The 22,986-nt window shown below is 44.7% G+C and carries 12 protein-coding genes and 2 pseudogenes; 3 read left to right on the forward strand and 11 right to left on the reverse strand.

What is annotated here, in order from left to right:
• Positions 1-10 precede the first annotated feature (10 nt).
• Positions 11-1,237 (forward strand): IS256 family transposase, encoded by a 1,227-nt coding sequence (locus tag MCB1EB_RS08150; RefSeq protein WP_034956854.1) that lies wholly within the window; start codon positions 11-13, stop codon positions 1,235-1,237.
• A 231-nt stretch (positions 1,238-1,468) separates the two neighbouring features.
• Here MCB1EB_RS08150 and MCB1EB_RS08155 read toward each other — a convergent pair.
• A pseudogene (locus tag MCB1EB_RS08155) lies at positions 1,469-2,341 on the reverse strand (helix-turn-helix domain-containing protein).
• A gap of 243 nt (positions 2,342-2,584) precedes the next feature.
• Here MCB1EB_RS08155 and MCB1EB_RS08160 point away from each other — a divergent pair.
• Positions 2,585-2,788: a hypothetical protein gene (locus tag MCB1EB_RS08160; protein ID WP_045365291.1), complete on the forward strand. Its 204-nt coding sequence runs from the start codon at positions 2,585-2,587 to the stop codon at positions 2,786-2,788.
• A 32-nt stretch (positions 2,789-2,820) separates the two neighbouring features.
• On the opposite strand, the gene MCB1EB_RS08165 is transcribed toward MCB1EB_RS08160, so the two are convergent.
• The 8 genes and pseudogenes from MCB1EB_RS08165 to MCB1EB_RS08210 form a co-directional block, all read right to left on the reverse strand.
• On the reverse strand, positions 2,821-6,768 hold the full coding sequence (locus tag MCB1EB_RS08165; RefSeq protein ID WP_052394085.1) for an NACHT domain-containing protein: 3,948 nt from the start codon (positions 6,766-6,768) through the stop codon (positions 2,821-2,823).
• Between the two features lie 879 nt (positions 6,769-7,647).
• Positions 7,648-10,242 carry a WD40 repeat domain-containing protein gene (locus MCB1EB_RS08170; protein ID WP_052394083.1) on the reverse strand — a complete coding sequence of 865 codons (2,595 nt, stop codon included), beginning with the start codon at positions 10,240-10,242 and terminating at the stop codon, positions 7,648-7,650.
• Positions 10,243-10,345: 103 nt separating this feature from the next.
• Positions 10,346-10,603: pseudogene (locus MCB1EB_RS08175) on the reverse strand (transposase); the annotation flags it as partial.
• 67 nt (positions 10,604-10,670) lie between these two features.
• On the reverse strand, positions 10,671-14,690 hold the full coding sequence (locus MCB1EB_RS08180) for an NACHT domain-containing protein (protein WP_126353990.1): 4,020 nt from the start codon (positions 14,688-14,690) through the stop codon (positions 10,671-10,673).
• A gap of 716 nt (positions 14,691-15,406) precedes the next feature.
• Positions 15,407-16,600 carry a hypothetical protein gene (locus MCB1EB_RS08185; RefSeq protein ID WP_126353991.1) on the reverse strand — a complete coding sequence of 398 codons (1,194 nt, stop codon included), beginning with the start codon at positions 16,598-16,600 and terminating at the stop codon, positions 15,407-15,409.
• Between the two features lie 933 nt (positions 16,601-17,533).
• Positions 17,534-18,910 (reverse strand): hypothetical protein, encoded by a 1,377-nt coding sequence (locus MCB1EB_RS08195; protein WP_126353992.1) that lies wholly within the window; start codon positions 18,908-18,910, stop codon positions 17,534-17,536.
• Between the two features lie 504 nt (positions 18,911-19,414).
• Positions 19,415-20,602, reverse strand: a complete 1,188-nt coding sequence (locus MCB1EB_RS08205) for a hypothetical protein (protein WP_126353993.1) — start codon at positions 20,600-20,602, stop codon at positions 19,415-19,417.
• A 183-nt stretch (positions 20,603-20,785) separates the two neighbouring features.
• A complete protein-coding gene (locus MCB1EB_RS08210) occupies positions 20,786-20,956 on the reverse strand; it encodes a site-specific integrase (RefSeq protein WP_197721974.1) in 171 nt (56 codons plus the stop codon).
• A gap of 40 nt (positions 20,957-20,996) precedes the next feature.
• Here MCB1EB_RS08210 and MCB1EB_RS08215 point away from each other — a divergent pair, with 40 nt between their 5' ends.
• Positions 20,997-21,200 carry a hypothetical protein gene (locus tag MCB1EB_RS08215; RefSeq protein WP_081953577.1) on the forward strand — a complete coding sequence of 68 codons (204 nt, stop codon included), beginning with the start codon at positions 20,997-20,999 and terminating at the stop codon, positions 21,198-21,200.
• Here the strand turns inward: MCB1EB_RS08215 and MCB1EB_RS08220 are convergent.
• Positions 21,197-21,451 (reverse strand): addiction module antidote protein, encoded by a 255-nt coding sequence (locus MCB1EB_RS08220; RefSeq protein WP_197721995.1) that lies wholly within the window; start codon positions 21,449-21,451, stop codon positions 21,197-21,199. The genes MCB1EB_RS08215 and MCB1EB_RS08220 overlap by 4 nt on opposite strands.
• 311 nt (positions 21,452-21,762) lie before the next feature.
• Positions 21,763-22,464 carry a hypothetical protein gene (locus tag MCB1EB_RS08225; RefSeq protein WP_052394079.1) on the reverse strand — a complete coding sequence of 234 codons (702 nt, stop codon included), beginning with the start codon at positions 22,462-22,464 and terminating at the stop codon, positions 21,763-21,765.
• Positions 22,465-22,986: the final 522 nt, after the last annotated feature.

The raw sequence follows: 22,986 nt of genomic DNA on the forward strand, positions 1-22,986 counted from the left end.
AAGGAATCCTATGACAAAGTTAGACGAAGGACTATTAGATAAAATCTTAGAAGGAGTAGATCCGTCGAATCCGCAATCGCTATTTACAGAGGCCGGGTTATTTGGTCAGCTAAAAAAAGCATTAGCAGAGAGAATGCTGCAAGCGGAATTAGACCATCATCTTGCTCAAGAGCGGAATGCGGGAGAAATAAAAAGTAACTATAAGAATGGGAGTAGCAAGAAGACAGTATTAGCGTCTCAGGATAAGATAGAGTTGAATATACCTCGAGATCGGGAGGGGAATTTTGATCCACAATTGATAGCGAAGCACCAAAGACGCTTACCTGGGTTCGATGATAAGGTGATTTCCCTGTACGCAAGGGGTTTACCGGTAAGAGAGATCCAAGGGCATCTGACGGAACTTTATGGTCTAGAAGTCTCGCCAGACCTAATCTCAAAGGTGACCTCAAGCGTAATGGATGAGGTGACTGAATGGCAGAATCGTCCGTTGGAGTCCGTGTATCCGTTGGTATTTTTTGATGCACTGCGAGTGAAGATACGGGATGAAGGCAGCGTAAAGAATAAAGCGGTTTACCTGGCGCTAGGTGTAAGACCCGATGGCCTGAAAGAAATTTTAGGCATCTGGGTAGAGCAGACTGAAGGGGCAAAATTCTGGCTTAGGGTGATGACAGAGCTCAAAAATCGGGGCGTGACGGATATCTTGATTGCTGTAATAGATGGGCTCAAAGGGTTTCCAGAAGCGATCACAGCCGCTTTCCCGCAAACGCAAATTCAGACCTGTATTGTCCATTTAATACGGAATAGCTTAGAGTTTGTGAGCTGGAAAGACCGCAAAGCGGTGGCGGCAGAATTGAAAACGATTTATCGAGCCACGACCGAAGAGGAAGCGGCTCAAGCGCTTGAAGCCTTTGCCAATGGCCCATGGGGCCTCAAATATCCGCCCATTGCTTCAATTTGGCAACGTCATTGGCAAGAAGTTATTCCGTTTTTTGCCTACCCCCTGGAGGTTCGTAAAATCATCTATACAACGAATGCCATTGAAAGTTTGCATATGCGCGTGCGTAAGGTGATTAAAAATCGAGGCCATTTCCCTAACGACCAAGCCGCTATTAAATTAATTTATTTAGCCTTGCGCAATATCTCTAAGGAGTGGAAAATGCCTCCGATTATATGGCGAGCAGCTAAAATTCAATTTGCCATCTTATTTGGCGACCGATTTACTGTTTCTTTAGCATGAGACTGTAATTTCTTGGTGAGGCTTCATCGCACACAAAAATAATGACAGGCTCGCTTTTTACTTTAAAAGTAACCTCGACCACACCTATCAAGCTTTCATATTTTTATAGAGAAGATTTAATAATCTATTTACCGAGAATACGGCACCACGCTGCTTTAACAGCTTATGTGTATTAGTCGCGATCTGATCTGACAGTTACCCGGTTTGACGAGAGTAGTTGTCAGGTCAAATTCAGTTGTTCAGTATTGAGATTTTATCTCGCCAAGCCTCCTTTCCGTCAATTAATGTTTGAATCGGTGTTCGACTGCAGCACATTTTTCCTTGATGTGTACGATCGTTGTTGTAATACGCCAGCCAATCCTCGAGATCATTTTGCAGTTGTTCGATTGAAGAATAGATTTTACGGCGGAATGTGACCTGATAAAACTCTTGCAGGATAGTTTTATGAAATCGCTCGCAAATTCCATTCGTCTTCGGATGTCGAACCTTGGACTTGGTTGTGGAAAGTTTAGCCGCAACCCGCTTCGAGTAGATATCCACGAAGGTTTGCTGGTAGATTCGGTCTATACCCTTGATCGTGCCAACATAAAATGCATCCTGGCTGCCAAGATAACCAGGGTGAGATGTTTCGATCTCGCCGTGCACTACGTCGTCGCCCTGCTTTTTTTCGAGCGCAACAACTTGTGCTTCAGTTAGAACCCCACTCGTTGCAGCAACGTGCTTCTCTAGCGTTGAAAGGCGCTTTTTAAATGACTCTAAATCGCGCCGTAGCCAAACTGACCGCACTCCCGATGGGGAAACAAAAATACCCCCACTTACGCAGTTCGTTGGAGACGCGGACTTGGCCAAAAGCAGGCTGTTCCAGAGCAAATTCAGCTACCGCTATTTCGGTGGTTTCTTCAACACGATTTCTAAGATTGGGCTTTTACGATTGGCATCGATCAACGCATCCACTCCGCCGGTTTCTACCGCCGTTTGATAGCGATAAAATGTGTCGCGCGAAAATCCCATCACCTTACAGGCGCGAGACACGTTGCCAAGTTCTGTTGCCAAATTGAGCAGACCGACCTTGTGTTTAATGATATTTTGATGAACACTATACATGGGGTTATTCCTACGCGCTTATGCGCTGGTTTAATAAAGATTCGCACCTCTATCAAACCGGATAACCCCACCATTTGGCAATAGCCTTACTGTACGATCAAGTCGGAACTAATACAATTAATTGGCAACATGCAGGCTACTCCTTTTTAATAATTCGTATTTAACCTACATCTGAATGATTTTCTATCTGATAGAAATTCAGCTTTCACTGAATAAAACCTATCTGCCCAAAATCATGGAAGCATGGGCAATATCAGAAACTCTGAAAGTGACCTCGCTGTTTTTATCTGGCTTCCCGAATTCGACCGAAGCGCCTCCAGGATTACGCTTTCTGAGCTGACCGAAGTCAATGCCTATAACGCCAACGTCTGCTGGCAGTGGCTGGAACAAGCTCTTGGATTAAAAGCTTTCTATCGGAAACTACAGCATATACAAGCTATGCCGTAGCCCCTCTCGCATTTATAGTTCCGAACCTTATTCTAAGCTAGCTCTATAATATTCTCCTCCTCATTAAGAGATACCTCGTCAGATTCCTCTGCCTCAATTTCTTCTAGTTCCTGTGCCTGAAAAGATTTAATCTTTTGCTCTAACATGTGCAGAACCAAACGATATGCTCCATAATAGGTTTTCGAGCTGAATTTACTTTGAATTAAATTTTTCAATTTAGCAACGACGCCTATATCGGGTTGATCAGGATTTTCCTCTACTGTGCTAACCTCATTCCTCTTTGGCAATACCGCTCCTTGAAGCCCCAAAAGTAGCTTATTCGACTCACTTAAATTTACCGCCTCTCCTATTAATGCACCTGTTGCCATCAAGCTGTCTTGCAACGAAGTCCATTCTAATTTAACTTGATCTATTTGACCCGAGTCTTCACAAACTCGCCAAAAGCGAACCGCTTTATCTTCGCCTCCCGTGGCAAGCATCCATCCTCCAGGCAGCGACGGGCCCCATGCTACTGCATATATACTCCCAACAAAGCTTTCCAATATTGCTTGACAGTCCCCTTTCCGCACAGACCAGAGTCTCACTGTATTGTCTCTACTACCAGATGCTAGCCATTGGCTATCAGGCGAAAATGCCACGCTCTTCACCGCGCCCTCATGCTCACTATAAATACGCGCGTCCATACTTGGAACGGATACATCCCATAACCTTATTGTTTTATCACCACTACCGGAAGCCAGCCAACAGCCATTGGGCGAAAACGCGACACTCCATATGTTGTCTTCGTGCCCTTTATAAGTATGCTCAAGCCCACGCTCTCCTGACATATGCCATAACTTCACAGTTGCATCATAACTACCAGAGGCAATCCACTTTCCATCCAAAGAAAACGAAACACTTGTCACCCGTTCATCACGTCTGCCGTATTCATGAGTGGGCGCTGTTGTGTCTGATACGCTCCACAGCTTTACCGCTCCGTCCCAAATACCGGATACAATCGATTGGCCATCAGGTGCCAATGAGATGCTATTAATGTAATCTTGTTCAGTATAAATACGCGCCAACGTTGGAACATCTGTCGACAGATCCCATAGCCTCACTGTCTTGTCCCAGCTGCTCGAGGCAAACCACCGACCGTCTCGAGAAAATTCAACACTCTGCACAGAACTATCATGGCTATCATAGGCATGAATAATGTTCGGTGTGTCCAATACTCTCAAAAACATCACTTTCCCACCGTCTCCACCATATGCAAGCCACTGGCGATCTGGTGAAAAGGTGACTCTAAAGATGCTATTTTCCTGCCCTGCATAGGTGTGTATAAGCGCCCGCTCACCTAAAACACTCCACAACTTTACGGTTGAATCATCGCTACCAGATGCGATAAGTTGACTGTCATGAGAAAATGCGATGCTTTGTATGCCATCCCCGTGCTCAAAATATCTGTGTACAGGGTTTCGCTCGCCAGATACTATATTCCATAAGTTCACCGCATCATTTAAATCACTCGATGCAAGCCACTGCCCATCTGGCGAAAACGCGATACCATGGAACAATTTTTCATCTCCGACATAAGTATGGGCAAGTGTCCATGGACTCGATACATTCCATAATTTAATCTTATGATCATCAATAGATGCAATCCATTGACCATTCGGTGAAAATGCAATATCACCAACCCGATCTTTGTGCTTAGGATACGTATGTATAGGGGCCTGTGTGTCCGATACATCCCATAAATTTAATGTTTTATCATCACTGCCCGATGCAATCCATTTTCCGTCAAGTGAAAATGCAACACTCCATACTGCATCCTGATGCCCAATATAAGTTTGCTTGAGGCTCTGCTCACCTAATACATTCCATAGTTTTACCGTGTTGTCATAACTACCAGACACAATCCAATCACTGTTAGGTGAGAAGGCAATACTCGTTACCTTATCTTTATGCCCCGAATAAATATCTACCTGTTCCAAGGTATCCGCGTCATATAGATCAATAACATCGTTGTCCACCACAGCAAACCAAAGGCCGTCCGAGGAATAACAGCAGTCATAAACCATCCCTGACACATACAAAGAAGGTTTTTCATTAAATTGAACTCCGGCTAGATCCGTACCATTAAAATTCGCTTTTCGTAGCCAAGCACCTCGCAAGTTGACCTCGCTTAAATCTGCCTTTTGCAACTGCACTGAATCAAATACCCCATAACTCAAATCTGCACCAGGGATTCGGATACCCTTTAAATCCTCTCCGTTAAATTGCACACCTGCTCTGACTAGCACCGTTATTGCATTCGCCGCACCTCTCTCAAATTGAGCACCGTCCTCTCCTTTAGATTGCTCTACCACGCTTAAAAGATACTCTTTTAGCTCCCGCTCTTGTTGCATGCGTTCTGCTAAAAACTGCAATACCGCAGGATCTTTCACGATATTTAAACTATTAAACCACGAGGAAGCCTCGAGCTTTTTATCTGTACTAAACTCTTCCCACATACCACGCGCCACAAAATAATCCCGCAACGATTTATGGATAAATCGATATTCCTTGCTTAAGTTATTTGGCCTGTCCTGGCAGATTAAGGGTGCATTTAAGCGCATCAACACAGTCGTTGTATCTTCATTGCTTAGTAAGCGCTTGTGCCAATCTGCCTCTGTAGAGGTATTATTTTTTTTCCATCTCGCATGGGTTACTGCCTGATAATGCGTTATCACTTCCCCTGCTTGATACATTTCCAATGCCAGTTCCTTGCTAAAATCCACTCCGAAACCAGCAAAGCCTTCTCTTTCTAAATCTTTGAATTCTTTTCTTTCTTTTGAGCCAACCTCAAGTATCTGGTTTAGCCTCTGTTGCGAACGACCAAACCAGCTTTCCACAAACTGATCATAAATTGCAATTCGAGTAATACGCTGATTCTCTATTTGGAGTCTTTGGCTCAATTCAGGCAACACGCTCAAGGTTATTTTCAGCAAAAATGGATTACTCACCAGCTCTTTTAAGCTTGGCTCCTCCAACTCTTTTTTGTATTTCTCCGCGCTCCACAAAGCATCAGGGTGTATTTCGCTATATCGATCAATATACCGCTTTATCGTTTCTTCCGAAAACGGCGCTAACCGATACTCCTGTAACGCAGTACGCTCGCCTGGTGGATGAAATTTATATTGATAGTTTGGTCCTAAATATTCCGGGCGACTGCTGATTATGATTTTTGCGCCTTTCCAGTCATTTAACTCATTATCTTTATAAAATACCTGCTGCCGATGCTCGATCTCGTCAAATCCATCTAAAATTAATACAAATCGATGTTTACTTTGTAATTCTTTGATCCGCTCTTTCGAGAATCCATGCCTTTCGAAAAAGGCGCTCACTAGATTCCGATCCGGCCCTAACAAGCTCGATAATCCTATAAATACCGGAATTGGCATATTTTCCGACTTACCGCCTTGGATATAGGCTTCCCACAAGCTCACCGCGAGATCTCGGTTAAAAGTCGACTTGCCTGAACCCGCTTCACCTAGTAGGAGTAAGACTTTTTTATCGGAGTTCAAAAAATCTTGAACCTTGCTTTTTAAATCAAAGCGAGTTGAATCGTAAAGCTCCATCCCTTCCGGCTCCACGTAGTTCGACAACGCATCTTTAACTTCGTTGTCTTCCTGTAGCCCTTTTAAATACCTTTTCTGCAACGCCTCAATAGCCGAATCTAAGTTGACCAACGGCTTAATATTAGGTTGCAAGGCAAAAATATGTTGCAACATCAGGGTTTCTATCAACTTCGAATCTGCCGCCGCTAAATGTATATGGTTATTCGCTGTATTATTATTTCCAATGGTTAAATTATTTAAAAAACCATTACCGATTTGCACATTACTTTCACTTAGATCATCGGCTCGCTCTTGCGTATCAGAAAAAGCTGAAGCCAATTTCGGAATGTATGACGCTAAGGAAGGTTGAGTGCTCTGATTCGGACTAATCGGCAACATGCTGGGCGCTCCTCTCTAATAATTCGTTGATTTTCTGAATACCTCACTACCCGCTAAGAATCCAACTTTCGCTGAATAAAACCCCCGGCTTCAAAGCTGGCGCATAGGCAACGCCAAAACTTTCGAAAGTATTCGACTTTTACTCGAAGTTTTGTGCGCGCAATTTTACGTCAAAATTGCTTCGGAAAACTTATGCCTAATTCGCATTAATAAGGCCTAAAAAGCCCTAATTTGGCTATTGTTCCGAAGCAGAGAATCGTCTATCCTATTGATTATATTCATCTTTGTTGATTTCCCTCCAGGACTCGAGGGTATACTGGTCCCCAGTATCGAGGGTTCAAATCCCTCCCTTTCCGCCAAAACCCTGTGTTTATAAGGTTTTAAAGTTTCACTCCCTCGCTTATGCGCCGGTTTTTGCTTCGCTGTCTCTCTTCTGATCCCTGGTTTGGCCCCATAGTTAAAAGCCCTGCGCCGGTCTTTTGCTTCGGAATGGATTATTTCGTCAGTTTCGTGGGCGAGTGGATCGCAACGATAAACGCAAGAAAAAAATGTTTGAGTTAAGTCGAAACTTGAGATTATTTTTTATCGTCTTGCGCCTTGCTGTGGAGAACACAGCATAGCAAGTCCAAGCTGGGGAAATTTCTAGATGTTTTATAGGGAAGGGAACGGCCAGATCTGTTGGTTTCTTGTACTAATATATGCTGCTTTTACCGGTGGGCCTGGCACTAGGTATAAAAAAACCCACCGGAATTTCGATTGCTGAGTTTACCAAAATTAATCCATTGCAATCGTGCGAGCAAGCGTTAAGACTCAGAGCACCCTATCGGCAATTACAATGTGCTCAAATACAATCAGCTAAGCATCTTAAGAGATGAACACTCACGCTGCTTTTCTTTCCAATGCCCCCCTTTGCTTGAGTAGTCGCTTATTAATTTCACTTAACCCTTCTACTCCGTCTATTAGCATATCTGCTGCAGTCAATACTTCACGCCCCTGACTCCAACACAACACTATCTTATACTCCTCCCTTTCTTTTTTGATCTCCCATTGCCGTAATGACCTATCTGCACTACCGGTCAACAGATAAGAACCCCCAAGCATCGCTTTCCAAGCTATGCTAGTGACCCATCCGTCAAATCCTTGCATCACTCGTAGACACGTACCTGAAGCAACCTCCCACAAACGCACCGTATTATCCCGACTGCCCGAAGCGAGCTGCGCTCCATTGGGCGAATACACCACACTACTAATAACGGAGGTATGGCCTGTAAAAGTGTACCTCGGCGTGCCGCTTTGTGCGTCCCATAACCGTACCGTTTTGTCCGAACTGCCCGAAGCAATCTGTACTCCGCCGGGCGAATACACCACGCTATTAACAGCGTCGTTATGGCCTGTCAAGGTAAACCTTAGCTCGCCGCTTTTCACGTCCCACAACTGCACCATCCTGTCATCGCTGCCCGAAGCAATCTGCAATCCGCTGGGTGAATACACCACGCTGTTAACAGCGCCAGTATGTCCTGTCCAGGTAAACTTTAGCTCGCCGCTTTCCACGTCCCACAACCGCACTGTGTTGTCCATACTGCTTGAAGCAATCTGCCCTCCGTTAGGTGAATACACTACACTAGTAACAAGGTCAGTATGGCCTGTCCAGCCGAGCCCTCGCTCGCCACTTTTCGCGTCCCACAACTGCATCTTTCCGTCTGCACCGCCTGATGCGATCTGCTCTCCGCTGGGCGAATACACCGCGCTAGTAACTCGTTCGATTTCGCCAGTCAAAGTGAACCCAAGAGTGCCATTTTGCGCATCCCATAGCCGCACCGTTCCGTCATCGCTGCCTGAAGCGATCTGTGATCCGCTGGGCGAATACGCCACGCTCCTAACGGTGTCAGTATAGCTTGGCAAGGTGTGCCCAAGCGCCCCCCTTTGGGTATGCCACAGCCGCACCGTTCCATCATCGCTGCCCGAAGCGATCTGCGATCCATTCGGCGAATACGCTACGCTATTAACAGCAGAGGTATGGCCCATCAAGACGTGCTGCGCTCCACCTTGTAGGTCCCACAGCCGCACTGTTTCGTCTCTACTACCCGAGACAATGTGCGTGCCGTTCGGCGAATATGCCACGCTCATAACCTCGTCGGTGTGTCCTTCTAAAGTACGCATAGCTACGACACTTTGCGCGTCCCACAGCCGAACCGAGGAGTCGGCACTGCCCGAAGCAATCTGCGCTCCACTAGGCGAATACACCACGCTATGAACATCGGTGTTATGGGCACACCAAGTGTGCTTAAGCTCACCGCTTTTTGCATCCCACAGACACATCAGTGGGTCACTCATGCCCGAGACAATTTGCATGCCGTTCGGCGAATACGCCACGCTATTAACATAGGAGGGATGTCCCCATCTTTCTTTATGCTCGCCACTTCTCGCGTCCCAAAAATTCACACTTGCGTCATCACCACCCGCAACGATCTGCTCTCCGTTGGGCGAATACACCACACTAGTAATCCCCTCATGGAATATCAAAGTACTCTCAGGCGTGCCGCTTTTCGCGTTCCACAATCGCACTGAGATCGAACCCGAGGCGAGCTGCTGACCGCTGGGTGAATACACCACGCTACGAACAGAGGAGCGATGCCCTACCAGGGTATGGATTTTTGACCAGTTTGACGTGTCATATACGCTGATCTCACCGTTTTCGAGGCCTATCGCACAGTTTTTCCCATCCGGTGAATACGCGCACGAATTCACGGCGCCCTCTTCTTGCAGATAAGGCCATTCACCAAACTGCACTCCAAACATCTGTGATCCGCTCAAATTCGCCTGGCGCAGCCAGCTCGCGCTGAGATTAACCCCCCTTAAATCTGCACCCTGCAACTGCGCGGAATCGAATACGCCATAACTTAAGTCCGCCCCAGGCACACGTATCCCTTTCAGGTCTTTATCCTTGAATTGCACCCCAGCCTTCACTAATAGTGTCATCGCGTTAGCTGCTATTGGCTGTACCTCTTCGGTTTTGGACTGTTCGACCCAGTTTAATAATTTCTCTTTTAACAGTGCATCTTGTTGGACTTCTTTTTGTAAAAATCTAAATATCTCTGGATCATTAACAAGCCATACCAACTCAAAAAGGGCTGCTCTCTCCACAACCTGATCGAATTGTCCTAAGTCCGTTAACTTTTGTAATTGACTTAACGCAAAACCCTTTAACTCTTCATCCGAGTCCATTAAAGCCCCTTGATATTGAGCTTGAATCCTATCTTTGATTAAGTGCAACTTCAAAATAGGCGAATCCATAGGTTCACCATTGCGAGTCACTGTGGTCAATGCTTTAAACAAAGCTTGCTGACTCGAAAAATCTAGTAGCTTTTCTATCTCTCCTCGGGTTTCTAAGGGGAGCGAAAGGAACGATGGTTTTACGGTCTTTTGGGCTGCTGGATAAGACGTAATGGCAGAGTTAGAAATGGGTGTTAACATAAATATTCTCTCAAAATGCCTCGTACAAAGCAATTAGAAACTCTATAGTCGAGCCTGTCAGAATTTTTGTGTGTCCAAAGTTCTGGTTAAATTTTACAGCTTCTTATAATGAAGCTGTAAAACGCTCGCCAAATAAGATGGCAAATTGAATTTTTGCAGTCCGCCACGTGATAGGTGGCATTTTCCAATCTTTAGTGATATTTCGCAAAGCCAAATAAATAAGCTTAATGGCAGCTTGGTCATTGGGGAAATGACCCCGATTTTTAATCACCTTACGCACCTGCATATGTAGGCTCTCGATGGCATCGGTTGTATAAATAACTTTACGGACCTCTTGCGGATAAGCAAAAAAAGGAATGACTTCTTGCTAGTCAGTTCGCCTAAAATCATTACAAAAGGCGCTTACGCGCCTCTATAGCTTAGCTATTCTACTGCCCGCTTATACTATTTGCAGCTAACACGGCTCCCCTCTGAGTTAACAACCTTTGATTCACCTCGCTTAAGCCCTCTATCTCTTCAATCAACGTATCCTTCACCGTCAACTCTTTAGACTCTACTGAACTCCAACACAATTTCACTTGATAGCCCTCCAGCTCTTTTTTAAGCTCCCATTGCCGCACGGAATGATCTACGCTACCTGTCACCAAATACTCTTCTCCATCCAACACTGTCCAAGCTACACTATTAACTACACCACTCAACATTTGAATTTCTCTGAGACACGCTCCCGAGATTACCTCCCATAGCCGTACCGTCTTATCTTCACTGCCCGAGGCGATCTGCTCTCCGCTCGGCGAATACACAGCGCTATTAACTGACCTTGTATGGCCCGTCAAGGTCAGGCTGGGCGCACCGCTTTTCACTTCCCACAATCGTACCGTCTTATCATTACCGCACGAGGCGAGCTGCAAGCCGCTCGGCGAATACGCAACGCTATTAACATAGTCGGTATGGCCCTTCAAGATAGGGCCGGGCGCGCCGCTTTTCACTTCCCACAGTCGTACCGTACTATCATTACCGCACGAGGCGAGCTGCAAGCCGCTCGGCGAATACGCAACGCTATTAACATAGCCGGTATGGCCCTTCAAGATAGAGCCGGGCGCGCCGCTTTTCACTTCCCACAGTCGAATCGTCTCGTCAGCACTACCCGATGCGAGCTGCTCTCCGCTCGGAGAATACACCACGCTCCGAACATAGGAGAAATGGCCCTTCAACGTGGGGCCGGGCGCACCACTTTTCACATCCCACAGTCGTACCGTGTTGTCCATACCCCCCGATGCGACCTGCTCACCGTTCGGCGAATACGCCACGCTCAAAACCTTGCGGGTATGGCCCCTCAAGGTCGGGCCGGGTGCGCCGCTTTTCACCTCCCACAATCGTACCGTACTATCCCAACTGCCCGATGCGAGCTGCGAACCGCTCGGCGAATACACTACGCTATTAACCCAGTTGGTATGGCCCTTCAAGATAGGGCCGGGCGCGCCGCTTTTCACTTCCCACAAGCGGACCGTCTTGTCACTACTCCCCGAAGCAATCTGCTCTCCGCTCGGCGAATACACCACGCTATTAATCCAGTTGGAATGGCCCTTCAAGGTCGGGCCGGGCGCTCCGCTTTTCACTTCCCACAGTCGTACCGTATGGTCGCCACTGCCCGAGGCAATCTGTTCTCCGCTCGGCGAATACACCACGCTACCAACAAAGTCGGTATGGCCCTTCAAGGTCAAGCCGGGCGCACCGCTTTTCACGTCCCACAGTCGTACCGTAAGGTCACCACTGCCCGAGGCAATCTGTTCTCCGCTCGGTGAATACACCACGCTATTAACCATGCCGGTATGGCCCTTCAAGATCGGGCCAGGCGACCCGCCTTTCACATCCCACAGTCGTACCGTTTTGTCTCTACTGCCCGAGGCAATCTGTTCTCCGCTCGGTGAATACACCACGCTCAAAACCCTGTCGGTATGGCCCTTCAAGATCGGGCCGGGCGACCCGTTTCTCACGTCCCACAGTCGTACCGTATAGTCATCACTACACGAGGCGAGCTGCGAACCGCTCGGAGAATACACTACGCTTCCAACCCAGTCGGTATGGCCCTTCAAGATCAGGCCGGGCGCGCCGCTTTTCACGTCCCACAGTCGTACCGTTCTATCCCCACTGCCCGATGCAATCTGCTCTCCGCTCGGTGAATACACCACACTCAAAACCCTTTCGGTATGGCCCTTAAAGATGGGACCGGGCGCGCCGCTTTTCACGTCCCACAGTCGTACCGTGTTGTCCATACCCCCCGAGGCGATCTGCTCTCCTCTCGGCGAATACACCACTATCCCAACAGAGCCGGTATGGCCCTTCAAAGTGTGGCTTTTTGTCCAGCTTGACGTGCCATACACGCAAATCTCACCACTCGAAAGGCTCATCGTACAGGTTTGACCATCCGGAGAATAGGCACACGAGTTCACTCCACTCTCTTCTTCCAGATAGGCCAACTCTCCAAACTGCACCCCCGACATCTGCGCGCCGCTTAAATTCGCTTCCCGCAGCCAGCTCGTGCTAAACTTCACACCGCTTAAATCCGACCCTTGCAATTGCGCTGAGTCAAACATCCCAAAACTTAAATCCGCAACAGGGATCCGGATACCCTTCAAATCCATCCCATTAAACTGGATCCCTGCCTTGACCAAAATCGTGATTGCATTCGCCGCCCCTTGACTCACAGATTCCACCTGCTTGGAGGCTTTGATCCATGCCAGCAGCGGTTTCATCAGCGCTTTGTTCTGTCGCACGCGCTCCACTAAAAACCGCTGAATCGCCACATCCTCCACCAGATTAAAGCGGTTCAATAACCCTTTCTGATCTACCTGATCCGAATCATTCAGCATCTTCCATAGACCCTGCACATTCTTCATTTCGTTCAATGGCTCGCCTATCGATGCATCCGATCCAGCTGTACTTTCCAGCTCTTGCCACATTTCACGCGCTACAAAATAATCCCGCAACGATTTATGGATAAAGCGATATTCTTTGCCCAAATCATTTGGCCTGTCCTGGCAGATTAAGGGCGCATTTAAGCGCATCAGCACTGTGCTAGTTTCCTCATCGCCTAATAGGCGTCTGCGCCAATCTCCCTCTGTAGCTGAGTTATTTTTTTTCCATTTCGCATAAGTACTGGCTTTATAAGACGCTATCACCTCCCCAGCTTGGTACATTTCCAAGGCTAGCTCTTGACTATATTCCACCCCGAAGTTGGCAAATCCTCCTCGCTCGATTTTTTTGAACTCATCTCTTTCTTTTGAATTAAGCTCAAGTATCTGATCTAGCCTCTGTTGTGAACGGTCAAACCAGCTCTTTACAAACTGATCGTAAATTGCAATTCGAGTTAAGCTCTGATTCTCTATTTGGCCACTTTGGCTCAATTCAGGCAGCACGCTCAAGGTTATTTTCAGCAAAAATGGATTACTCACCAGCTCTTTTAAGCTTGGCTCCTCCAACTCTTTTTTGTATTTCTCCGCGCTCCACAAAGCATCAGGGTGTATTTCGCTATATCGATCAACATACCGCTTTATCGTTTCTTCCGAAAATGGTGCCAGCCGATACTCCTGTAAAGCGGTACGCTCACCTGGTGGATGAAATTTATATTGATAGTTTGGCCCTAAATATTCCGGGCGACTGCTGATTATGATTTTTGCGCCTTTCCAGTCATTTAACTCATTATCTTTATAAAATACCTGCTGCCGATGCTCGATCTCGTCAAATCCATCTAAAATTAATACAAATCGATGTTTACTTTGTAATTCTTTGATCTGCTCTTTCGAGAATCCATGCCTTTCGAAAAAGGCGCTCACTAGATTCCGATCCGGCCCTAACAAGCTCGATAATCCTATAAATACCGGAATTGGCATATTTTCCGACTTACCGCCTTGGATACAGGCTTCCCACAAGCTCACCGCGAGATCTCGGTTAAAAGTCGACTTGCCTGAACCGGCTTCACCTAGTAGGAGTAAGACTTTTTTATTGGAGTTCAAAAAATCTTGAACCTTGCTTTTTAAATCAAAGCGGGTTGAATCGTGAAGCTCCATCCCTTCCGGCTCCACATAGTTCGACAACGCATCTTTAACTTCGTTGTCTTCCTCTAAACTTTTTTCATACCTTTTCTGCAACGCCTCAATAGCCGAATCTAAGTTGACCAACGGCTTAATATTAGGCTGCAAGGCAAAAATATGCTGCAACATCAGGGTTTCTATCAACTTCGAATCTGCCGCCGCTAAATGTATATGGTTATTCGCTGTATTATTATTTCCAATGGTTAAATTATTTAAAAAACCATTACCGATTTGCACATTACTTTCACTTAGATCATCGGCTCGTTCTTGAGTATCAGAAAAAGCTGAAGCCAATTTCGGAATATATGACGCTAAGGAAGGTTGAGTGCTCTGATTCGGACTAATCGGCAACATGCTGGGCACTCCTCTCTAATAATTCGTTGATTTTCTGAATACCTCACTACCCGCTAATAATCCAACTTTCGCTGAATAAAACCCCCGGCTTCAAAGCTGGCACATAGGCAACGCCAAAACTTTCGAAAGTATTCGACTTTTACTCGAAGTTTTGTGCGCGCAATTTTACGTCAAAATTGCTTCGGAAAACTTATGCCTAATTCGCATTAATAAGGCCTAAAAAGCCCTAATTTGGCTATTGTTCCGAAGCAGAGAATCGTCTATCCTATTGATTATATTCATCTTTGTTGATTTCCCTCCAGGACTCGAGGGTATACTGGTCCCCAGTATCGAGGGTTCAAATCCCTCCCTTTCCGCCAATTCCCTGATTCTATAAGGCTTTCCCGTTTAAAACCTCCGCTTCTGCGCCGGTTTTTGCTTCGTTCCCCCTCTTCCAAATCCTTGGTTACCCTCATCGCAACAAGCCCTGCGCTGGTTTTTTGCTTCGGAATGGATTATTTCAGCTGTTTCGTGGGCGGACTGATCGCAACGATCAACACAAGAAGAAAACGGTTGGGCTCAGTCGGAGCTTAGAAGTATTTTATGCATAGCCTGCCCCCTGCCCAACCCAACGATGAGGTGAGGTCAATTCAGCTAAAAAGTCTGGAGCGTTTCAGATGGAAAAAAACGGGCCAAAACAGATGACTCAACAATTCAGGCGTCCATTGCGCTGGGTTTTACAGCTTTGCTAGATATTCTTTCCAAAAGGATGGATAACTAGGGCATGCTAATTTTGGCTCGTGAGCATCACACCTCGCTTTCAATAGAACGTGCAGTTTTACCCCACTCAGCTTAGGATCGGCACTAGCATTCTCTTCAATAAGCTTCTTGGCGATCTCTCTCAAATCAGGCGTCCATCGCGCCGAGGATTCATGGCTTTTTTTTAGATATTCTGCCCAAAAGGATACATAACCAGGGCATTCTAATTTTGGCTTGTGAGCATCACACTTCGCTTTCAATAGAACGTGCAGTTCTGTCCCCTTCAGCTTAGGGTCGGCATTTGCATTCTCTTCAATAAGCTTCTTGGCGATCGCTCTCAATTCAGACGTCCATCGCACCGGGGTTTCATAGATTTTCTTTAGACATTCTTCCCGAAAGGAGTTATAACCAGGGCATTCTAATTTTGGCTTGTGAGCATCACACTTCGCTTTCAATAGAATGTGCAGTTCTGTCCCCTTCAGCTTAGGATCGGCATTTGCATTCTCTTCAATAAGCTTCTTGGCGATCTCTCTCAATTTAGACGTCCATTTCACTCTCTTGGCGCTCTTCAATTTTGCTTGCTGCGCTGTATTTTCTTCTACAGCCGGAAAATCATTAACGGAAAGCGCAGCATGATTCGCTTCTGACTCTCCCCCCGAACTCATTTCACAATCTTCATCTGCTAACCAATCATAGGTATGAGCAGTGGGCAAATCCGTTAAGGTGTCCTCCGCACTATCGTTTTGATTTCCTTCCCTCTCCTCTAACCTTTCCTGGCTTTCCGAATCGCATAACATTTCCGATTGAAAAAAGTCGCTTTCTAATACTCCATCTTGCTTATACAAAGGAGATGTCACCTCAAATTCCTCTGCAAAAAAACTATTCGAATCGTCTATCGTTAGAGAATTTATATCCGTTGTAATTCCATACTGCTCGTAAAGATTATCTATTCTGTCATCGACTTCATTAAATCGTGCTCTATCAAAACCGTCTAAATTGCTTTTTTGTACCTCTCCTGCCTCTCCACGTCTACGTTTTGCCAGAGGGGACGAACCCAGTGGGGATGGACTCCTTGCACGACGCATATTCCCACTGCTAGAAGGCTTATCTCCTGCGCTGGATACAGATTGTTGAGGGTAAATTGGTGAGGGATTTTTAGAAATATGGCGCATGGCAGCCTTCTTTTATCAAAGGGTTTCTCTGCCAGGAGACTAAATCTCTTTATTTTTTCTTACGGGCTGCCATGCGAAATCATTGAACAAGGCACGAATCCATTCTTATCTACATGCTGCATTAAATGTTCTAACCACACATTTGATGGCTATTTCGTCGGCTCTACTTTTTCACCCCGCCGATTACGCACATAGTGTTCCGTCATCTTGATGCTCGTATGCCCCAACTGCTTTTGCTTTGCTTCGCACTACCCCTTCTCGCCCCGTGTTTAGCCCCATCGCACCACATGATGCGCCGGTTTTTTGCTTCAGAATGGGTTATTTCGACAGCTTTGTTGTTGGGTTTATCACAACGATCAATACAAAAACAAAACGGTTGGGCTCAGTCAGGGCTTAAAAGTATTTTCTGCATAGCTTGCGCCCTGCCCCATCCAACCATGAAGTCAATTCAGAAAAAAGTCTGGACCGTTTCAGATAGAGAAAAGTGGGCCAAAATAGAAGGCTCAACGAAACATGCAACCCTTGAAATTAATTCCCTCTTAAACTGTGTGACTTACAGACATTGTTTCAATTGAAATACGTTAATAAACGCGAAGAGAAGCAGCTGATTAAAATGGAGCGGACAAATACAAAGTATTAGCAGCAAAGGAAACGTATGCTGCCTTATATGAATGTTTGGAATATGATACTTAAGCAGTGGCAACAAGAGTTAAGTCAATTAGACAAAGGCCTCGGGCGCGTAAATTGTGTTTAATTGGCTCGCCAAAAGAGCCTAATTAGTAATATTGAGATTGGTTTAGCGACGGCTACATATACAGCCAGTACAGTTATTAGAATTAAGCTGATATAGAAATATAGGTATCAAATTCGTTTCCAGAAAAGGGAAACGATGTCTGTACATCACTCAATTCAGGCTTCCATTGCACCAGGGTTTCATGGCTTTGCTAGAAAATTTTCCCAAAAGGAGATATAACTAGGGCAGACTAATTTTGGCTCGTGAGCATCACACTTCGCTTTCAATTTATTGTGCAGTTTTCTCCCATTCAGCTTACGATCGGCATTTGCATTAGCTTTAATAATCTCCTCAGCGATCTCTCTCAATTCATCTGTCCATTTCACTGGGGTTTCACGACTTTGCTCCAGAAATTTTCTCAGAAAGGAGGAATAACCAGGGCATACTAATTTTGGCTCTTGATCATTACACCAATCCTTCAATAGAGTGTGCAGTTTTCTCCCATTCGGCTTAGGAACAGCATTTACATTAGCTTTAATAATCTCGTCAGCGATCTCTCTCAATTCATCTGTCCATTGCACCAGGGTTTGGCTTGGCTCTAGAAATTTTCTCCGAAAGGAGTCATAACCAGGGTATGCTAATTTTGGCTCTTGATCATTGCACCAATCTGTCAATAGAGCGTGCAGTTCTTTCCCATTCAGCTTACGATCGGCATTTGCATCAGCTTTAATAATCTCCTCAGCAATCTCTATCAATTCATCTGTCCATTTCACACGCTTGGCGCTCTTCAATTTTGCTTGCTGACCTGTATTTTCTTCTACCGCCTGAAAATCATTAACGAAAAGCGCTGCATGATTCGCTTCTAGCTCTTCGTCCAAAAAATCTAAAGAAAAACCCTCTTCACGTAGAGTATTCAATGCATCTGACTGACGGCAAAAAGCTTCTATTGGTTGATATAATGCTTGATATTGCATGTCAGAATAACTTAGCGAGCTACTTGCCTCCTCCCGATTATCACTTGTACCTGTTCTAACTCCAAATCCTACAGCCTGAAAAGTATTATCGGAAAGCGCAGCATGATTCGCTTCTGGCTCTCCCTCCAAACTCATTTCTGCATTTTGACTTCCTGGCTGATTATTTTCATGATAAGAAACCCCTTGCTCTAAAAAATCTAAAGAAAAATCCTCTTCACGTAAAGCATTCAATACATCTGGCTGACGGCAAAAAGTTTCTATTGGTTGATAAAATGCTTGATATTGCATGTCAGAATAACTTAGCTGGCTGCTTGCCTTCTCCGGATTATCACTCGTGACTATTCCAACTCCCAATCCACGATCAGGCACGACCCCACTCTGTATTGTTTCTTTTGGAGAGTTAAAAGGTCGTACGCTCCTTCTTTTTACTTCTCTCTGAGACGCTTTATTTAAACTGTCGTTATAAGCGTTGATATTATTTAAGGCCGATGAAAAAGCCTTTCTTTTTTTCGTATTATTTCGCCCAGCCAGGCTTGAACTCAAATCCTTTGATTCTGTAACTGGTGTTTGAAATTGCCGTCTTGATATAGAGGATGGATGCATAATAACCTTTCATTTGAAAATATTTTCATGCCATCACCTTATATCCTGCTGCCTTTCTTTACAGTCTTCCCACGAAATGATTCAAATTTTCGCGAAGCCTCCTTTTTTAATAGGATTCAAACCCTCTCATTGCCTCATACTTTGCCTGAGTTCGTTTTTTATAAAAGCCGCCTGTCAAGCCAACCTTGGACTCTATTAATCCTTACTTCGTCGGCTCCACTTTTTCGCCTCGACGATTCCGCACATAGTGCTGCGTCATTTTGATACTCGTATGCTCCAATTGCTTTTGCGCTCGACGAATATCTCCTGATAATTCCGCCGTGTCTGTGTAAAAAGCCCCAAAAACCCGATGGGAAAATTCCGCAAAATAAACAACTTTCTCAATCTAAATTTTGGTCAAGATATGACAGATCTTAAATTAGTTATCACGCCGATCAGATATCCACTCTAACTTGTTGGTCTCATCGGTGCACTCAAATTTAGATTATCTTTCCGCTTTATCCACTATCGCGTTTGCTGGTTCATTCGATTTTTAAAATTAAAAAAAGCAATCGATTTAGGAAGCCCTAATGACGGATATTTTTCTTCCCATTTTCGCTTTAATATTTTATATTGGTCTCTATAACTAAGGCTAGGATTTTTATTAATTACATCATAAGCCATCTTTTTCGATTCGGTCGTCCATTGCACGTGGGTTTCGCTCAGCTCCTTTTTAAATCTCCTTCGAAAGGCTTCATAAAGAGGACAGTCTAATTTTGGCTCTTGATCATTACACCATTTTTTCAATTGAGCGTGCTGATGTATCTTATCCAGCTTAGGAACGGTGTTTGCATTAGCTTTAATAATCTCCTTAGCGATCGCATCCAATTCAGTCGTCCATTGCGCCGGACTTTTACGGCCTTGCTTTAGATAATTTATCCGAAAGGATTCAGAACTAGGACATGCTAATTCTGGCTTGTTGGCAACACACTTCGCTTTCAATTTATCGTACAGTTCTCTCCCATTCAGCTTAGGGTTGGCATTAGCATTAGCTTCAATAAGTTCCTCAGCGATCTTTCTCAATTTAGTCGTCCATACTTCAGGACGGCCGCGTTTCCTTTTCAAACTTGTATTTTCTTCTACAGCCTGAAAATCATTAACGGAAAGCGCAGCATGACTCGCTTCTGACTCTCCCTCCGAACTCATTTCACAATCTTCATCTGCTAACCAATCATCCGTATGAGCAGTGGGCAAATCCGTTAAGGCATTTTCTGCACTATCGCTTTGATTTTCTCCCCTTTCCTCTAACCTTTCTTGGCTTTCCGAATCGCATAACATTTCCGATTGAAAAAAGTCGCTTTCTAAGACTCCATCTTGCTTATACAAAGGAGATGTCGCCTCAAATTCCTCTGCAAAAAAACTATTCGAATCGTCTATCGTTAGAGAATTTATATCCGTTGTAATTCCATACTGCTCGTAAAGATTATCTATTCTGTAATCGACTTCATCAAATCGTGCTCTATCAAAACCTCCTGAATTGCTTTTTTGTGCTTCTTCTGCCTCTCCACGTCTACGTTTTGCCAGAGGGGACGAACCCAGCGGGGATGGACTCCTTGCCCGACGCATATTCCCACTGCTGGAAGGCGTTTCTCCTGCGCTGGATACAGATTGTTGAGGGTAAATTGGTGAGGGATTTTTAGAAATATGGCGCATGTCAGCCTTCTTTTATCAAAGGGTTTCTCTGCCAGGAGACTAAATCTCTTTATTTTTTCTTACGGGCTGCCATGCGAAATCATTCAACAAGGCACGAATGCATTCTTATCTACATGCTGCATTAAATGTTCTAACCATACATTTGATGGCTCTTTCGTCGGCTCTACTTTTTCACCCCGCCGATTACACACATAGTGCTCCGTTATTTTGATGCTCGTATGCCCCAACTGCTTTTGTGCACGCCTTATATTCCCCTGATAAATCCGCTTTATCCGTGCCCGCTTGCGCTCTTAAATCTCGAAATTGATACTCTTCTGCGCATACGCCTGCTGCAGTGCACGCTTGCGCAAACATCGCTTGTAGCGTCTTTAATGCGCCTCGCTCTCCTGACCTGATGAGCGCCTATTCTGAGCGTGATTTTAGGATGAAGGACTTAGTGAAATCTATCGTCGGCAATGCCCCCTCATCAGCACAGAAACATCGAGCCAGAATACAAATTGCCAATGTCATTCGTGAACTTGAGGCGACGGGCTATGTTTTCCATCGCCCCCTTTTCTCTAAACGAGGCGGATTTGCCTTATATCGCTGGCATGGCTAATCCCAAGCCTGCCCAACACCGTCAACCTGAAAATGCGGGTGAGGTTGGCAATAGGCTGTTAGTTCGATACCGAGCGCTTTCATGACCTTTATGGTTGTTTTCAAGGTAGGGTTGCCCTGCTCACTAAAAGAGCGATAAAGTTGCTCTCTGGAAAGCCCTGTTTGGCTCGCAATTTGGTTCATCCCTTTAGCTCGAGCAACAACACCTAGCGCATGTGCAATATATCCAACATCACCGGTCTTGAATGGAATGCTTCTGCCATAAAAAGTACAGTCGCTTCTTCAGACGCTAGGTCTTCTGCAGGATCATAGGTTTAAATTATTCAGCCATTTTATTCATTTGCTAGGCGTTGTGCTTTCTTGACGTCATCTGCTTGTGTGCTCTTATTACCACCACATGATCATACCCCTCGCTTTTGAAAGTAAAAATGGTATTTTTATAACCCACTATCTGTCAAGATAAATCGTGTTCCAAAGAAAGGCTATGGGTTATAAATCAAGTGGCCCTAGTCAATCATTTTGTGAAGGAATTACCGGGAAAATTATTAGAAATACTCATCTAATTAAGAATCTTTAGGTTTTACATGAATCAATATATCCACACCTTTAAGTTCACCTTCTCCTTTTTCGTTTATCGATTCATATTCAGGATTTCTTAATTCAACTTTAGTCGCGGTTAAACCAAAATCATTCATAATTCTTTGGGAAGTTTTTCCATTTGGGGTGGACGTGAGAAATTTATCCTGAAGTTCCTGAGTTCCACTTTCTAGTCCTTTTATTCCCTCTAATGTATCATCATTTGCAACGCACTCTCTTTTTATTATATCTGGCAACTTACCTTGAAAGCCATGTTTCTCTGAAACTTGCGTATATTGGTATTGAGCAATATCGGATGCAAAAAAATTCCTTTCGTCGTCAAACCGAATATTTTCTATAAATGTCCATTTTTTAGGCTTAAATTTATTTTTAAATTCTCCATATATAGAATTATTTGACCCTTTATAATTAGACTCATATTTGTAAGGAGATATAGGTTTAGAAGTTTTTTCATTTTTATTTTTTTCTTTATCGGCAGAAAATTGGTGTTTAAAATTGCTTTTATTTGCAACAAATTCTTGCCTTTTTTTAAGTTCATCAAGTTCAGGAGAGCTTCTGGCAGGTGCAGAGGTATGAGATAAAGTAGATGCCGAACTCGTTTTGGTATCTACTTTATCCGTATCTACAATGTTTAAATTATTAGATGAACTGCTTATTCTGTCTGTCATAATAACGCCTATGGATTTTTAGAAATTTAACGATTTTTAAATACTCTAGTGGGTAAAAATGAAAGGTGATTTTTAGTAATTCATTTTTCTTTACTATCCTTCGTGTCTCTTTATGAAGAATGCCTCTTCTAAATTCTCAATAATTGAGGCAGACGCAGAATTCGGGTAGATTCGAAATGTCACGCGTTGATTTAGGTCAATCCTGCATCGTCAAACGTCGAGTAAGAGCAACGTATTACTCCTAGTAGCACCCCATTTTTAATATTATTTAAAGCCCTTTGAGTGCTTCTGAAACACTAACGTTCTTAGAGTGTGTTTTCTGCGATAGCCTCTTATTACATTTCAAATTTAGACGCACCGCTAAAAGTGATAAATTAAGTTCTGTAAAGTGACAATATTTGTGCTGGTCAAACCGTCCTGAAGATTCAGCAGCTTTTTTGAGCGCTTTTTACTGGATTTTTTCCACTCATTTTCAGCCTCAGGCAGCCTAAAAGCTGCTTTTTTTATGCCTGTTTGCTTTTA

The sequence above is a fragment of the Mycoavidus cysteinexigens genome (genome assembly GCF_003966915.1).
In the GTDB taxonomy this organism is placed as follows: Bacteria; Pseudomonadota; Gammaproteobacteria; order Burkholderiales; family Burkholderiaceae; genus Mycoavidus; species Mycoavidus cysteinexigens.

What these genes read in the sequence shown, in the direction of transcription:
- MCB1EB_RS08150 (WP_034956854.1), top strand. Translation starts at nt 11, where the DNA reads ATGACAAAGTTAGACGAAGGACTATTAGATAAAATCTTAGAAGGAGTA.
- MCB1EB_RS08160 (WP_045365291.1), top strand. Translation starts at nt 2,585, where the DNA reads ATGGGCAATATCAGAAACTCTGAAAGTGACCTCGCTGTTTTTATCTGG.
- MCB1EB_RS08165 (WP_052394085.1), bottom strand. Translation starts at nt 6,768, where the DNA reads ATGTTGCCGATTAGTCCGAATCAGAGCACTCAACCTTCCTTAGCGTCA.
- MCB1EB_RS08170 (WP_052394083.1), bottom strand. Translation starts at nt 10,242, where the DNA reads ATGTTAACACCCATTTCTAACTCTGCCATTACGTCTTATCCAGCAGCC.
- MCB1EB_RS08180 (WP_126353990.1), bottom strand. Translation starts at nt 14,690, where the DNA reads ATGTTGCCGATTAGTCCGAATCAGAGCACTCAACCTTCCTTAGCGTCA.
- MCB1EB_RS08185 (WP_126353991.1), bottom strand. Translation starts at nt 16,600, where the DNA reads ATGCGCCATATTTCTAAAAATCCCTCACCAATTTACCCTCAACAATCT.
- MCB1EB_RS08195 (WP_126353992.1), bottom strand. Translation starts at nt 18,910, where the DNA reads ATGCATCCATCCTCTATATCAAGACGGCAATTTCAAACACCAGTTACA.
- MCB1EB_RS08205 (WP_126353993.1), bottom strand. Translation starts at nt 20,602, where the DNA reads ATGCGCCATATTTCTAAAAATCCCTCACCAATTTACCCTCAACAATCT.
- MCB1EB_RS08210 (WP_197721974.1), bottom strand. Translation starts at nt 20,956, where the DNA reads ATGTTTGCGCAAGCGTGCACTGCAGCAGGCGTATGCGCAGAAGAGTAT.
- MCB1EB_RS08215 (WP_081953577.1), top strand. Translation starts at nt 20,997, where the DNA reads ATGAGCGCCTATTCTGAGCGTGATTTTAGGATGAAGGACTTAGTGAAA.
- MCB1EB_RS08225 (WP_052394079.1), bottom strand. Translation starts at nt 22,464, where the DNA reads ATGACAGACAGAATAAGCAGTTCATCTAATAATTTAAACATTGTAGAT.